This is a genomic window from Cellvibrio chitinivorans (assembly GCF_035117775.1).
Lineage (GTDB): Bacteria > Pseudomonadota > Gammaproteobacteria > Pseudomonadales > Cellvibrionaceae > Cellvibrio > Cellvibrio chitinivorans.
Map to the genome: position 1 here is coordinate 46,932 of NZ_JAYKKN010000010.1, position 18,001 is coordinate 64,932.

The 18,001-nt window shown below is 47.5% G+C and carries 1 protein-coding gene (running past one end of the window); it reads left to right on the forward strand.

Annotated elements, in window-relative coordinates; genetic code table 11:
• Positions 1-17,967, forward strand: partial view of an RCC1 domain-containing protein gene (locus tag SPL68_RS17730; RefSeq protein WP_323816509.1) — the end only. It extends 20,118 nt beyond the left edge of the window; the window shows 17,967 of its 38,085 coding nt (coding positions 20,119-38,085); its start codon lies off the left edge, out of view; its stop codon occupies positions 17,965-17,967.
• Positions 17,968-18,001 lie beyond the last annotated feature (34 nt).

Here is an 18,001-nt window from a genome sequence, read left to right on the forward strand (position 1 = left end):
AATCGCTTTAAGCCGAAAGATATCCTTATCCAGAACAACCTGATTCTGGTATCCACCGGTACCTCCGGCTCTGTGTTGTTGTTCCAGGAAAATGCGGAAGGCGGCGCTGATTCGGTTGCTACTCTTAACCTCGCGTATCTGGTACGCAACGGTGAAATCAACGCTGGCCAGATGATCCTTCAAGGCCAAACCCTGTTTGTCAGTTCGGGTCAGGGTGATTTGCAGCTGTACGACATCTCCCCATGGCTCGAAGGCCGTTACAAAGCGAACATAGCGCTGAAAAACTACTTCTCGGTTATGGGCGATGTGGGTGCAACAGCGGTTCATCCACGTGCGATCTACGCCGGATCAACCTTCGCTTACTTAAACGATAAAGCGGTCGAGAACCCGGTTGACGATGCCACCAAGGTCAACCATATCGGCGGGCGCTTGAATACAATCGTCAATAAACAATTGATGATTGTTGAGCACATCCCGAATGCAGAAGGTGAATTGCAAGCCAATACCCCGGTAGAAGTTCAGTTCAACCGTTTGCTGGATGCGCAACAATTGCAGGCGCATAAAAATGCATTATTCAGCGTGACACAGGATGGCGCATTAGTAGCGGGAACTGTCAGTAGCCAAGTCAATAATTTTGGAACCAAACTGGTATATCGCCCAACAGCGGCATTTGCAGATGGCAAACGCTATCGTGTGACCTTGTCGGCGGCTATTCGCGACCTGCATGGCGAGACGCTGGGAACGGATTACAGCTTCCGCTTCATCGCCTCTATTCATCAGAAACCTAGCATCGATACCATAACTCCGTCTTTTGCAAGCTGGCGCGGTGGTCAGACAGTTAGCATTTTCGGTGAAGGTTTCTCTGCTCAGACCAAAGTAAGTTTTGGCGACCAGTTGGTGCCAACCAGCGAAATCACCGTGGTTAACAACAATGAACTGCAGGTTAGGTTGCCGGCACTGGCAGCTTCTCCAACCGATAACTATGTGGTCGGCGTGCGTGTTAGCAACGGAAATCTAGGCGTCAGTCGCCATGCTGGGTTCACCTATATTGCCGACCCGGCGATTGATGGTATTGGCTTGTACAATACCGTTACCAGCACACTTAACACTGCCGTGAAGAACTACCTATATAACTCAGGGGAAACGGTAGCAATCAAGGGGCGTGGTTTCAGCCAAATGACGCAAATTTTGGTCAACGGTAAAGCGGCGCAAAATGTCCGTATGGAAGCGGCCAATCTGGTTAGCTTCCGTTTGCCGGACAATACTCTTGGCAATCTGCGTATTGCGATAAGCAACACATCATCCGGTGTTGATACGGTTCAGAACAACGAACTGACTATCGAGTTGCCATCCGCACTGCGCTTGACGGGTGTACAGGGTTTCCAGCGTTATGAAGACTTGATACTGACTTACGAAAATACCAGTTGGTCACTGTCGAGCACGCGCGAAAGTGAGTTGCCGTTACTGTTATCCAGAGGCGGTGTACCTGCGACGATTGTGGGCGCGGCATTGAATAACCATTATTTGTCGTTACTGGTTAACGAAGGTCGCAAAGTGGTTTATACCTATGACCTGTCCAATATATATGATCCAAAACAAATAGGCCGTTTTGATAATCCGACAAGCTTACCGATCAACGAGATCCATCTCGCTGGCGACAACTGGATCGGTGAAGGTAACAAGATCCTCTACACTGCGTCTGTTCGTGGCTCAAATGCGCAGGTAATTACCCTCGCTGCAGAAATGCGTGATGTGGCATACGATTACGATGGTGTTGCAATCCTAAACGTGCGCAGCACAGGCGTTGGTGCAGTGGAGTATCGTCCTTACTCGTCTCTGGGTGTGAGCGGAACCCAATTTGAGTTCGCGCTGCTAGATGCAGAATCAATCAGTCTGAATAGCCACCACATCATGGTTCGTTCGCAATCTGCTATCGAGCTGTTGCATTGGTCGATGATTAAAGCGGGTCGTACGGGGAGCTCAAGTGTAGTTTCCCTAGGAACGGTGAACACCAATAACAACCAAGCGGCATTGAATGGCGAATTGCTGGCGACACTAGATACCAGCGCTCAGCGATTGAGTGTTTATGATTTGAACCAAGTTGGCCCGATACTGGCTCTCAATCATTTAAGCAATATTCGCCTTGATTCCACGAATATCGATCAACTTAACTTCGACGGCGCCTTGTTGGAGTGGCGTAGTGGTACGCGATACATCAATACCCGCTTGCCATTTAATAACTTACGTAAATTCACTCCAGAGCGTATCGGTTCAGCAAATGCCATTCTCACGGCGGATATAGCCGGTGAACCAGCGAACTGGGATCAGGTGTCCGTCAACGTAATTGCACGTTCCACCTCGACTAACCTTTCAGGTGCTACTAGCCAAGTAGGCGACCAGTTGTTATTTGAAACCTACGGTGCCGTCTATAGCCTTGGTGGGCATTACCAGGCAGGCCTTTTTAACCAGCCGAAAAATCATATTGATGGGGCGCAGGTGAATATCGATCTGCCGTGGATGCTGGAAACCGAGTCGCTGTTTGGTTTGTCACCCATTCGTGCGCTGGCGATTGCGCCGCAAAATACCATCACCAATCGTACGACGAACTACAAGGTTATCGGCCAGCAATTGCAACTGGTTGATCAGGTAACAATTGGCGAACAAGTATTACCAAGTGGTAGCTGGACAATAAATGCTGCTGGAACGGAGCTGGAATTCAGTGCGTCTTTTGCAGCTTCTGGGCTTAAAACCTTAAGTTTGGTGCGCACCAGCGCCAATCAGGAAGTAACCATTCCCGCTGCATTGCTGGTTACCCAAGCAATCGAAATCCAGAGCTTGTCCACCAATAACGCTAAAGGCAACAAACTGCTGAGCGACAGTGGAGGCAATCGTATCCAAGTGGAAGGTCTGGGCCTTGAAGGGCGCCTAGTTGTACATGTATTCCCCCATGGTTCCGGTCATGAACCTACCGAGGGCAATCGAGTTGTCCATCGCCTTGAAAGCGGACGGTTGATTATTGATAACTCTCCTAAGGCAACTCCAGGCATGAAGTATCAAGTCGTGATCCTGCGCGCTGATACCGCCGAGACCGTGACAACACCGGTTAGTCTGTTGCTTGAGGGGGTAGATGATACTGCGCCCGTGCAGCTGATGGCTAAAGATGGCTTGCAAACCATGGGCATGATTGAGCCGTTGCGCCTGACCTTCAACGAGCCAGTTACAGCGAGCAGCTTTGCGGTTATCAAGAAATTCATGGATTACAGTGCTACGCCTGACCAGGATATTTCTTCGCGCTTTGTGCTGGATATTGTGAATGAGAAGTCTGTCCGTTTGCGTCTGAAAGACGGACAAAGCTTGGAAAATAATGCCGCTTACCAAATCACCGTCAATGGTATTACGGATGTGGCGGGCAACATTGCTACCGGTTCCAGCATAGCCGCCGGTGGCAGATACACCTATTCACTGACTGCGCCGGATACGCTGGCACCACGTACGTTGAGCATTGTGCGCTTACCGGATGGTACTGCTGTAAATCCGGCTATGACGCTGACCCGTGGTCGTAAGTACACCTTTGCGGTAAGCGCGGCGGATAACTACCCGGGCAAAGTGACATTCAAACGACGTGTGCTGGTAGACAGTAATCAGGTTGCTTGGACGAACGTCAATGCCGACACCAACCGGTTTGAATATAGTGCCTTCCAAAATCATCAGTTCTTAAATGTAGAGCTTGAAGCGGTAGATGCAGCCGGTAAAACGATTGTTTCGTCCTTCAATGCTGGTTTGGTTGATCCAATAATTAACTTGGAAGGTTTCCGCACCAACCCGGATGAGCCAGAAGAGTCAGTTAGATCTGAAGCCCACTTCGATTTGATTGGTGATGTGGATATGGTTTCTGCCGCCGTCATCACGGTGGAGCAAATGAAGTCCGGCCGGATGGATGCGACCAGCAAATACAATGGCGCTACTGGCGAAGTTTATGCCTCCTATATTAACCCGAAGCTTCAGGATATTCCGGGCGTCGTGGCTGGTGCACTGTCTGCGCAGATGAACGTGAACCTAGTGGTTACCTACGGTTTTGGCAGCACCAAGGAATTTAAGCAGACTTACACTCTGGCCAAAGACAAAACCAAGCCGACGCTGGAGATAGTTTCTCCTGCGAATGGCGATTATGTCGCCATAGGTGAACGCGCTGATGTTGTGATCCGTGCGTTCGACAAATACGGCATCGACAAAGTCGAAGTACAGCGTAATGGTGGTGCTTGGCAAGTGCTCACCGATCCAACGGTATATAGCTTCGTGCCAACTGAAGAGGATCTGGCGGCTGAGATAATCATCTCTGTACGCGCCACGGATTCTAGCAACCTCGTCAGCGACGTGAAGAGCGTAACCTTGTATCCGTATGACGCAGAGGCTGGCGCACCTAAGGTTGACATAATCACTCCTGCCAACGGCTCCACCTTCCAGGAAGGTGAATCCGTGCGCTTTGAAGTATTGATGCGCAATGTGCTGGCGGCAGATTTGTATCTGGATATCGGTGGTATTGAAGGCAGTTCGCCGGTAGTGCAGCTGACTCGTGGCCCGAAAGACCCAGAACGTCAATTCGTGACGGTGAATTTGCCAACGGTTGATGAAAATGTGGTGGTTTTGGCTCGTATCCAGAAAACGACACTTACACCATTACTCAGGGGCTTCAAGTTCCTGAATGTAGTAGACGACGAAGGTATCGCGGAAACGTTGGAAACCCAACTCTTACCAGCAGAGCGAGTGCTGACCGGTTCGGTATTCCAAGTAGATACCTATGTACCAGAAACCATGGTGGACTTCTCACCGTTATCCTCGGTATCAATTAAGGATCCTGAAGATGCCGCGACGGCAATTACCGGTGCGATTGGTCAGCGCTTAGTGGCTAATGTATCTGCCGCAGGTGAAGCGTTAAGCGTGCAGACTGTATTGAAAGACAAATCCGGGCATGAAAAGACGGCTACGCATAGCATCACCAAAATTCCGTTTTTTAGTGATGCGGCTCCAGTTGATCAACTTAAAGCGCTGGATGCTGATGAGGTATTGGTAGATGTATTGCACATCGAAGGTATGGTCCCGACGGACTCATTGGTGGCAGGCTTTAACAAACGCGTAGGTGGGTATAGTCTGGTGGTTGGCGCACGTACGCTGGAAACAGCAACGAAAGGCCAGATCTTGCACATGTATAACGCCGGTACTGCGCTGGTGGTACAGGTGCAGGTTGATCAGGATTTATTAATCAAACGCTATCCATTGACTGGCGGCGCTGTCGCCTCATCAGATAGAGCTTGGCCGGTTGCTGCTGATCTGATTGCAGCTCAAGGTGCCAATCTGTGGTTCACCTATGGCAATACAATAGGTGCAAGCCGCATCACTGCGGGTAGCCCAGTTCCGGCCCTAGCCTTGCCATTGCGCGACACCATCGTTGCAACTCAGGTTGTGGGCGATAACCTTTATGTACTTACTGACGCAGGTGTTTATCGTTTAGGGATTGCTGCAGCAGTTCTTCCGAGCGTCGATCAGGAAAGTTTTGTAGCTCTGCCTAACCAAGATGGTTTCCACCTCTCGGGTAACTCTCTGTATACATGGAAAGGTGCCAACGTCAGCCACTTTGGTCTGCAGAGTGACGGTTCCCTGTTGTTGCTGGGAACAGCGATGTTGCCAGCGGAAGTGGAGCAATCCACCAGCGATGGTGAAATTCTGTGGTTAGGTGCAACAACGGCAGAAGGTCGCCAATGGTTTGCACTGGAAGGTGAATCTATTGTTGGTATCTTCCCCAGCGCTGCGCGCAAATTGGTAATTACCCCGTCTGCTGCATTCTTTGATGTGACCCGTGACGGCGTAACCTATGTTCAGGCGCGTTCTATTGCGGTTGCCGCCGATTCCCTGACGTTGAATGTAGTTGCCAGTGAATTACCGCATGCGGTTGAACTCAGGGTCAGTCCGTCTGCAGATCTGCTTGGCGCGTTGACTTTGCACGTCGAAACTACTACCGGCCAACGGATTCCTGCGGTGATCAGCCAACTTACAGAGGGCTACTTGGTACAGATAGACCGTGATCAACTGTTGTCGGGCAATCTGGTAATTGTTGGACGTACTCATGGTGCAGCTACCAGTCAGGCGATTTCTGTCTCAACTGTGGCTGTGAGTGCACCAGTGGCGGTGAGAGTTGCGACCAATGCCGTACAAGGCGCATTAATCCCGCTAGTTGCAAGTGCGGGTGAAGATACTCGTATCATCAATCAAACGGCAGATGTGGCAGGTCAATCCTTGCCTATGGCTATGTCTGGGACGACGGCTTACCAGTGGATGCAGTTGCCATCCAGCGGCACTTCCCAGTCCTGGTCGCTTACTGCTAATGGCAGTGAAGTGGGCAATGGCTCTGTCAGCCTGATAGCTAACCCGACAGAAACTGGCTCAGTTACTTTGCTGGCACCAGCAAATAATGTGGCAGCCAAATCCGGTGAATTGTTGAGTATTCATTATTCTGCGTTGGATTCAAGCGGCGATAGTTTCCGCTTCGCGGAAGTATCGCTGTTCGATTTTGAACAGCATCTGGTCAATCGCGTCCTAGTAAATACAGTGAACGGACAAGTGGCGATTCGCATGCCGACAGTCACCCAGAAAGATACCTTCAGCCTGCGAGTACGAGCCTATTGGGGCGATAACTTCCACTTTAGCGAACAAACCATTTCGGTCCAGTTGTTCCCGCAACAACAAATTCCGCAACCAATACTTAAAGGTGTGACCAATACCGCATTTGCTGGAAGTTGGGTTAGCTATCAGATGACCACCCTGAGTATTGAGAACTACCTAGCCAGTATTGAAGTACGTGATCGTGATGGGAAATTGTTGGCTTCAGGCAGTAATTCATTGGAAATGCTGATTCCGGAAGCCGTGGATGGGTTTGATGTCACAGCGAGTTTGGCGGATAAAAACGGCAATATCGAAACTACTACTTATCCGGTACGTGTTGTTGCTGGTGTGAAGCTCAATGAGTTCGCAACAGGTAAGATCTTCGATTTGCTGCTACCTGATGTTGATCAAGCTTGGTTCACCCAAGGCCGTGAATTACGCAATCGCGACGGCGAATTACTTACCCGCCTCGATGCCGATATCACCACGATTGCACGTGTGGGAGATCGTTTGCTAGTTGCTCTTAAAGAGCAAGGGTTGGCAATTATTGATCCGGTTGAAAACTTCCAGATACTCAGTTTCTACCCACTGACCGGAACCGTCACTGATGTCGCGATGCAAGGTGAAAATCTGTTGGCCATCGTGGATGGCCAGTTACAGGCATTCAACATAAAAGGTAACTGGATCAGTCCAATTGCACTTAAACAGACTGTTTCAGGTAAGCCTTCCATTGCTTACAACAATGCTGAAGAGGCTCTGGATATCCAGCCATTCGGTAATGATTTTGTGGTGTTGCGGAGAGAGTCGGCTGTATTCATTCAAAATAGCTCTGAGGCGGAATTACTTGCCAAAGTCGCTACGCAGATAGCCTTGCAAGATCCGATTTCTCTGGTGCAATCGGCGGATCGTCTGTTTGTAAGTACTGAGTCTGGTCTGTTGGTTTCCTTCGACAGCCAGGGCCAAATGTTGCGTCACGGTACTTTTGCGGTAGCAGATCGCTTGCTGGCGTATGCGCCTTATCTAGTTGCGATCAATAGTAAAGGCATTCAACTATGGGATGTGACCAACCCTTATACCGTTAGTCTGGTGGGAGATTACAAGCGTAGCATCGCTGGAGATGTCAGCGCGGCGCAGATTTCTGCTGGGAAACTCTGGATTGGTGATGACGCCGGTCAGGTACTTGAACTACAGCCTCAGTCCGGTGAAATTTTCACAGCGTATAACATTGCGCGTGGTCAAGTAGTCGATGTCGCCGTTGAGCACGGTCAGGTATTGGCTGCAGGCAGCTACTATGGTGCTCTCTACAATAGTTACAACGCTGGTAGCTGGACCACTAAATCCTACCCGGAAAAAGGTTATTCGCTGGCTGTAGGCAGTATTCATCTGGATGCTGGCATGGCGTATATGACGCTATCCGACAAGCGTCAGGTCATCGCCTTGGAAACACTGGCTCTTGATCAATCCGCCGTACCTTCGCCGAAAGTAGTATTCAACAATGTAGCCGTCACTGATTTAGCTACGACAACGCGTTTGTTGGTCGCCGTTGAAGGCAACAAGCTGCATTTAGCGAATAAATACGACTTGAAACAAATCGATGTTCTGTCCCTGCCTGCCGGTGAAAATGTAATCAGCTTGGCTGCGTTTGGCGATACGATTTATGCCAGTACTATCAACCGTCGTATCTACCGCATCCAACCCGGTAATTTACCGCTAGATACATACGCGGATGTTGTGGATTCGATCAACGATGGTGCCAGTAGTACAGAAACAGTGAGTCATCTGACCATGTCAGGTGATTACCTATTCTTCACAGTCGGTACCAGCATCCACCGGATGGATCTCAATACTTTTGCTGATTCAGTCGTCGAGCTTCCCGGCTCACTGGCAGTTAATGCAATGCACTATGCGGATGGCGTGCTGTGGGTTGCCTATCGCACCGAAACCAGCAGCGAATTGCGTGCAATTGCCCCGGCTAATTGGACTGGCCCGATGGATATTCAGATCAGCTTGCCGCAGCTGGCAACCAGCCTGGCAGCACATCAAGGCCTTCTGGCGATTGGCATGGGCGATGGTGGCGTTCGTATTCTTGATTTGAATGGCAAGGTGCAATCGCTGAATGCATCGCTGCAATCACCAGCAATTAATACCGTGTATCGTCAGGGCGATTACCTGATGTTGTCGGTGCAAGCATCAACACGTATTAACAGTATCCAGTACTTTGTGAATGAGCAGCTAGTAGGTGGCTCGGCAGATTTCCCATATCAGTGGAATCTGCAAGTACCTGCGAACCTGCGCAACGGTCAGCCGTTTACCATGCGTGCGCGTATCGAGACTGACAAGGGCGAATTGGTTTGGTCCAATGCTCGTAAAGTGATGCTGCAAGGTGAAGGTTTACCGACCAACCCCTTCCTCAGTGTATCGGTGATTAGTCCGAAAGTCGGTGCCGTCAGCTATGCGCCAAAACCGGTGGAACTGCGTGCGGTCGTGCAGAATTCGGCTGAACCCATCAGTATGGTGGAGTACTACGAAGCGGAAGGCGCGGGTAAGCCGTTCAAGATTATTGGTAAGCACTATGGTCCGGAATTCGTTATTTATCGCGATTATCCCGCCGGTACTTCGCGCTTGCTGAAAGTGCGCGCTATTGATATTTACGGCAATGTTGCTGAATCTACACCAGTAGAAATGGTGCGTGTTGAAGATGAAAACTCACCATCGATAGGGGCGTTTAAGCTTAGCGGCGCGGTGATCAACGGCAAGATTATTGAGAAGAACGCTTATGCAGTGAGTGTGGCAGTGAGCGATGCAGAGAGTGGTATTGAATCTGCGATCCTGCGTCGTAACGGAATTATCGTAGCCGCACGCTTTGAAGATGGTGTGTTAGTAGTTAATGAACGCGGTGCCAATAAAGGTGTACCCGTGGTTTACCAGCTCGACGTAAAAGATAAAGCTGGTAAAACCAACAGCGAGACTCATATCTATGAAGTTATTGAAGACGCGCCCCCGGCAATTAACTTGTTTGCTAGTTCCAGCTTGCAAATGATCGAGCGCGGTTTCGTCACGGTAAACCTGAACGTGACTGACGAGATCGCCATCGCAAAAGCGGAAGTCATTTGGAACGGATTTGCTACACCTTTGGCGATCCAGACGCCGGCATTGCTGGAGCATAACAATGTCGTGATCCGTGATCGCCGCACTGAGCGCGTTACTGCCAACAGTAACGAGAATTTGGTGCTGCGCGTTGTTGACAATCAAGGTCAGGTATCCGAGCAATCTGTGCCGCTGACGCTTGTCGCTGACAAGGTGCCCGACGCATCACAACTTATCGTTACCCATCCGTTGAATGCGTTTTATGGCGATAGGATCCAGGTGGGGGTTAAAGGTTTCACCGCCGCAAACGATGGTTTTGATCCAGTGGTTGTTTCCTTCTTGGAAACTAATCCGGCGACGGGCAACAGCACCCAGTTTGCGGTGAATAATCTCAATAGCGAATTGAAGCAAAGCCTGACTGTTCCATCGGTTGATATCGCAGATAACCAATACCGCTTCCAGGTTCAACTTGCCGACCATCTCGGTCAGTCTGGGCGGACTACCGAGCAGGTAATTAACCTCACCTACAAACCTAACGCACTGCGCTTCTTTAACAGCACGGCGGATATTGGTGTCAATAACGCCTACCTTACAGTGGGTGATACTGCGGGTTATCAGGTCGAGATAGTTGATAAAGCTAATCGCCGCGTACCATCGCAAGAGGTGACTTGGAAGTTGCAGGAAATCGCAACCGGAACCGAACCTGTCACTGACCTTGGTACCACCATGGCCAATATAAATGGTTTGGCGTATATCAACTTTAATACCGGTCTCAAGGCAGGCCGTTATCGTTTGACTGCGCAACTAACTGCCAATCCAGCGGTTAACGTTAGCATGGGCTTGCGTGTGGCGGCGGGTGCGACCAGCGAACTGCGTATCAGTCACGTTCCAGAGATCGAAGCCGGTAAGAACTTCCGCTTTAACATCCAAAGTTTTGATGCAGGCGGCAACCTTACAGAAAACGACTCGGTTACTACCTTACGTATTGCTTTGCCATACAGCGGCTTCCATTTCGGATTTGCCTCAGGTGTAACCACCGGAATTCTCGAAAATGGTGGCGAGATCGCCGAAGTACGTATGCAAGCGGGGACGGCAAATGTGGTCGTTACTGCTAACAACCTAGCCGGCAGTTACACGGCCGCATTAACAGTACCGACTGGTAGCACTATCAGCACTAAATACGACGTAGTTGGTAATGGTACTTATAGTGAAGTTAATGGCATTGCCCTGAATGTGGTCGCTGCCGAGCCATTCCTGTTGGAATTGAAAGAGATATCAAGAACCAACTTGGCTCTAGGTGACTCTGAACGATTGGAAGTAGGCGAAGTGGTGACTGTCGCTGCAACATTGCTGGATAAGCACTACAACCGAGTTCATGCTATCCAGGCAGGCAGTACTAAAGTTGCTGCTAACGCCAGCTTTACCGCGAGCGTAGATGGCTCCGCCGTTATCAACAATATCGGTCAGATTCAAACTGTTAATATCACGGAGGGCTACGGCACCTTCACTATTACCACATCAGAAGTGGAAACCATTCAAGTCTCGGCTGCTGGAATTAACCCAGCAATGCCAAGTGTGGCGAAGTATGGTTCGCTGACTTTCAACTTCCTGAAGCTACCTCCAGCGATTGACAGCATAGCTGTGCAATCAGCAATCAACAGTCAAATTACCCCAATTGTCATCAGTTTCACTGAACCATTGGATGGTGCGACTGCTGATGTACCGGCGATCCTGTCGCTCGCAAATGAGCCGGTTGTTGGCGAGTTCATACTTGATAACAACAAGCTGATCTTTACCCCAACCAATCCCTTAGTGCTAGGTGCTTGTTATGACCTTAGTACTACTAATAGTAGTCTGCGTGGTCTTGCTGCAAATGATCCAGTACTGGATCAGGCGCTCAACGTTTGTGCGCCTGATATCTATCTCAACGTTCCTGCGCAGGCTTTTGTTCTTGAAGGGACTGCGCTTGCTCTGAATTACACATTGGCAGAAGGATTGTCGGTTAATCAATTGCGTAATAGTCAAGCTCATGTAGCACCAGTAAACGCAGTTGCGATACCCGAATCTTTCAATTGGAGTTCACCAACAGTCACTATTCCGAATGGTTTGGTTGATGGGCAGCTCATTAATATCCGTATAACCACTAGCGGAGAAATTGGTGAATTGACCGTGGGCAATGAACTACAGGTTCGCGTTTTGACCGCAGATGGTGATTTCGATGGCGATGGGCTAAGTAACAAGCTCGAACTAGATAATGATCTTGATCCAACGAATAGAGACTCTGATGGCAATGGCCTCGATGATGGCGATGAAGACAAGGATGGAGATGGTCTCACCAATCTGGAAGAGCTGGAATACGGTGGCTCAATTGGCAATAACGACAGCGATGGCGACGGCTTGAGTGACTACGACGAAGCCATGCTGCACTTCACTGATTTGAATAATCCGGATACCGACAATGACGGTGTGCCTGATTATGTTGAGGTGGTGTCTGATTCAGATCCAACGTCTGATCTCGAAGCTAATGTTGACATTGAGTTGATTACTGCCATCGCGGTAGATCGCACTGAAATTACTCATCGTTTGGGGAGCAATCCGGCAACAATTAATCTCAATGTCACTGCAACAGTTGTACACAATGGTCGTACTTTTGAGGACGTCAAACTCGCCAACGATTCGGGATTATTGGAATTTTCTTCAAGTAACTTGGCTGTGGCTACTGTTGACCTTAATGGAGTCTTTACTCCAATGGCCGAAGGTGAAAGCGACCTCACCGTAACCTTGCTGCGCTTTGATGTAGATATTTCGGCGATCGCGAAGTTGTTGGTCCAAGAGGCGGTTGTTGGAAGACCTGCAATTTATGCCGCATCCAAAAATCATGTTTTGTTATGGTCTGGTGATCAGCTATGGGCATGGGGACGCAACTATTCTGGGCAGTTAGGCATTAGTAGTTGGAACTATGAAGTAAGTCATCCTGTAAATGTACCTAGTTATCACTTTGATAACGCAAAAGTAGTCGCTTTGGCTGCTTCGCAGGAGAGTAGTCTGATACTGGATGATATGGGGCGTCTTTGGGGGATGGGTAATTTAGGGGATTTCTATAGTACTTATCCAAGATCTATCGATACCTCACCGTTAGTGGATAGCCGAATCGTTTCGATAGCTCTTGATCAGAAAACCATCATCTTATTGGATGATCTTGGACGTATATGGGGGCGTGGTGATAACCAAAATGGGTTGCTTGGTTCTACAGTCGTAGGATTTAGCTCCAGTTTTGTGTTGATCGATTTATCAGCAATGAATTCTGCCAAAATTATTCAAGTAGAACTCGATGAAGAAAACAAAAGAGTACATGTTCTTGATGAACATCATGAATGGTGGGTTTGGGGATCTGGAATCACCGGTATCCAAAAGGTTGATGCTTCTGCGCTGGGTGAAGGCAAGATAAGTCAGCTGGAGAATGGATATGCCATTGATGATCTGCGCAACATTTGGAAGTTGGATGTCCAAAGTACTCCTGCGACCTTAGAACCTTCCAAGTCCCAGTTGGTTAAGCCTCTTGCGACTTTAAACAATAGCCTTCAAAGCGCCATTAATCTGGATGGCAGGTTCGGTGTTGGCCAAAATGTGGATGTAGAAAACGCGACATCAATGCCATATGCGTCTGTTCGTGCCCAAACAACCGGAGGGTATGAATATTATAAATTTACCGTTTATGAGCCATCTACTTCAGTAGCGATAGATATTGATCGCACAAATTTCAATTCCTTCATTCGTGTGTTAAATGTAACTGGTCAAGAAATAAGCTACAACGACAACTCTCCATACAGTTTGGATAGTGGAAGTGCATCTCTACAGGATTCTCAACTTAATCTTAATCTTAATGCTGGTGTTTATTTTATTGAGGTTAGTAGATCCTGGTTCAGCAGTATGACTTCCGGGAGCCAGTACGACCTACAGGTCAGTATGAGTCAGGCCTATCCACCTATTAGGGAATATGAAGCTGTTTTAGAGTGGTCAGCGGAAGGCAGCTTAGCCGCAGCTTCTTTTGGTCAAATTGGTCTTGCAAATACAGGTGAAAATGCCCCTAAAGTTGCAATCGACTCCTTTGGCAAATTTTGGTATTGGGGAGCTTCCAACTGGATAGAGCTGGGAATGGGGGCACAAGATAATTTAACTGCACCGGTTCAATCAGACTTCCGCGGGCAGGAAAATTCGGGGCTAGTGAGTTTCGCTTTCCCTTGGAGTGATAATTTATATTATCTAGATAATTTAGGTAATTTCTGGGCGCATGGATCTGATAGCTATGGACAGTTAGGGACTGATGAAAATGCGTATTTCCGCGCGACCCCAGAAATTATTGGAAATATTAATGCTGGCCGGCCAGAAATTTCTTTGAATCTATATTCGCCAGTTACCCGCATCACTGTAGGCCAATCTGGCACTGTGAAAATAGCGTCGACAGAAATAGTTTATGGAAAATATTTCAGTGAGCAAACACTGCGCTTTGATAATGAAAACTTATACTTTTCAAACTATGGCGATTATTTGTGGCTGCAAGGATTTACTAGCGTTGCAACTACAATAGAAATTGAAGCATCTGTATGTACATCGATTGGTGAGTTCAGCTTTCCGATAAAAATTTTAGCTAAAGACAATACAGTGCTGTTTAATCAGGATGCGACAATTCGTTGTGTGCCTGATATGAGTGTTGCCATAGAAACTCAGGGAGAAAGTTCCATTCTTGGTGTGAATAATGACAGTCCTTCAGCTTTGTCTGTCGGTTTTATACCTCGCAATAGTTCTACACCTATCACAGCTGATGTTTGCGCTGGCTGTGAACTCTATTTGCCTGTGAATTACTGTGGTAATTCTACTCTCGTAAACTGGCTGGGTGATTTGAATGTTTATGAAAACGGCACAAAGGTTGATTCAATTGCTATCGCTTGCCCTCCAATTAAAAAGGACTTTGATGCTGGTCGGTTCCGCAATCTAGTTAGAGCAAACGGCTTCTTGTGGGCGTGGGGACGGACTATTGGCACTCCACCTGCTAATAGTGGATACGGTTATACTGGTGATTTTTATGTATTACCTAATCCAGAAACCATTTCTCTAAGTGGTGTAGATGTCGCTGATATTAAAAACATTAATTCTGGACAATATAAAAATAATGTTATTGATGGAAGTGGCCAACTCTGGTTCGGAGGTAAGCTCTTACCCGATGAAGAAAAACCCGCTGCATTAAATTCGATTGTCTCTGGTGATTATTATTACCTGGCCCTAGATCAACGTGGTTATGTATGGGAATGGGGAAGTTATAGTCGCAAAAGTAACTGGACTACGCGCTATCCATCGGTTAATAGCTTTTTACCTAAAAATATTATTGCCGTAAGTGCGGGTGCTCATAGTCTTGCGCTAGATGCAGAGAATCGGCTGTGGGCATGGGGCTTGAATTATTCGGGGTCATTGGGACGAGCGAATTATGAAAGTGATTCGTATTATGCGGTTTATAGTCCAGAGCCAGAGCCAATTATTATTCCGGGCTTAAAAGGAGCAAAAATTCTTGCAATAGAAGCAGGGGGGGCTCGTAATTTTGTGCTTGATGATCAAAACCGTATTTGGGCATGGGGAGAGGGTTTAGGCGCGCTTTCCGGTTCAAGTAGTGCGCACACTCATATTCCATTTCAACTGGATACAACTTCCTTTGCTGGTGCGACGATTGTTGCTATCAGTAGCACGAGCTTTAGTGATAATAACGCCAGTTATGAATCAGGTAGTGAAAGTTTAATTGTATTGGATGGTAACGGTCAGGTTTGGATTCTGAATATTGGTAGTGCTGAAGGATTTATTCCATTAAATCAAGCGAATTTGGGTGGTGCTAAAGTCCAGTCTATTGATGCTGGTTTCAATCACTATTTGCTGATGGATTCTGCCAATAGAATTTGGGCATGGGGTGGAGATGAATATGGACAGGTAGGCAATGCTATAAGCAACAATGAATATCCATATCAAGACGAACCTCAGCTTATAGGTAGCTTGGAATCAAACAAAATCACAGCCTGGCTATCAGCAAAGTCGATAGCGATTTCTGCTGGTCGGAGCAGTTCAGTAGTTGCTGCCAATTTAACCATTGAAAATCCAAGTTTTGTGCCTTCTTCTGTAACACTAGAAAGTTCAGGGGTATTTGCTTTTGATCAAGCTAATAAGACGGAATTACCAATTACATGGGTGGGTACAAAAGAAATTCCTGTTTATATAAGTTCGTCTGTATGCACTGAGTCTGGCAATAAAGAAGAAATTCTTCGAATTTTTGATCAGGCTGAACAGGTTGTTGCTACAACAACTGTAAAAGTCTCATGTAAGCCTACTGTCTCGATAGACGTGGATCCTGGGTTCTCGTTAGGAACTACAGAGTTAACCTATAGCGCAAATGGCACCGAAGAGTATCTGGTTAAATTTATTGGTGCTGCTGGTGTAAGTAGTGGCGGACAAACAAGTTTTGATCATGTTGTTTGTGCAGGGTGCTCCGTTTCAGTGCCTCTGGACTATAGTTGCCCCCGCTACTCGTTAAATCCATTAGGGCGTATTGAAGTATTTAATACATCAATGACAAAGCTGGCAGAGCAAGTTGTTCGTTGCCCGCGAAATGACGAGAGAAAATTTGCCATTGCGGGTAATGCATCATACATGACAAAAGAAAACGGATTGTGGGCATGGGGTAATGGTTATCTAGGCGAGGAACAGTCTTCGGCTTCCACAAGACGAAGCACACCGATATTAATGGATACCTCAATGTTAAATGGTGAATCCTTCAAGAGTTTGGATGGGGGGAATCGTTTTGTTGTCGCGTTAGACGATAATTCCGATCTCTGGTCTTGGGGAGAGAATCAGTATGGAAATCTCGGCAACGGAACAATTTATATCAGCAAACAGCTCCCATATCCGGTTGATATGAATGTACAAAGTTTACTTGCTGATAATGCAAATATAATTGCCATCTCTTCGGGGAACCAACACACCCTTGCTCTGGACTCCTTGGGACGGTTGTGGGTATGGGGTTCTAACAGCAATGGACAGTTAGGTGTACTTAATGTTGGTTACTCGCCGCAGTTGTTGGATCCCGCAGTTTTTGAGGGGAAAAAGATAGTTCGTGCTGAAGCGCAAGAGAACCTGTCTGTTGCCTTGGATGAAAATGGGGAACTATGGTTTTGGGGATATAACTATTCGATAGAACGGATGGATGGATCCTATTCAAGTTCAGTGCCAAAACGCGTTAATTTAGCCTCAGTTGGTATTGCTAGGGTTGAGGATTACTCTGTTGGAAGAAGTCATATATTGGTATTAGATGATCTTGGTCAGCTTTGGGCCTGGGGTGAAAATCACTACGGACAACTGGGTAATAACCAAGCTGTTTCTTCAAAGGTTACCGCTCCGGTACTTGTTGATTTGAGTGGATTAAATGGGGTGAAAATTCGAGCCTTGTCTGCTGGATCGAACTACAGTTTATTGCTGGATATGGAGGGCAAGGTTTGGGCTTGGGGATATAACTCTGAAGGTCAGTTGGGATTAGTTGGCTCGACATCAATATATAAACCGACCTTAATAAATCACAATCCGTTGATGGGTGCGAGAGTTTCTCAAATTCTGGCCGGATATAGCATTAGTCTTGCGTTGGATGAATACAATCGCCTCTGGTCATGGGGTTATGGTGGTAACTATCAATTAGGTACAGGCTCTAGTGTTAACAGTTTTGAGCCAGTTCCAGTTAGGTTTCCATTGCCAGTTGAGAGCACCAGTCCAAACACATTAGCTATTCGAGAATTGTTGGGTGTGGAAGGGGTGCTTGTCCCATTGAACATAAGTGAGGGGGAAGATGACGATTATGTAATTCGCCTTGAATCCAGCGATTTTGCACCAGAGTTGTTAAGTATTAGAGATAAGCAAGGTCGTATAATTGACCCAGTTATTGGAACTCGCGGAGAAACACGTGCAATTTTGGTTCATTTGCCAAAAGGCGAATATTCAATACTGGTGTTGAGCCAAAGCAACAATATCAACAATGGAGTGTTCACCATAGATGTAAGCACAGCAGGTGAGCTTGATTACGCTGATTTTTTCGATATGAATGATCCTCGTGTTATTGAGTGGTGGGGTGTAGATTGTGGTGATGCCGGCGAATTGGGCTATTACGGATGGTGTGAGTATTTTTCCGGATCGGCGTGAGAAAGTTTTTGTAGTTTTAGGTTGTCGAAACAAT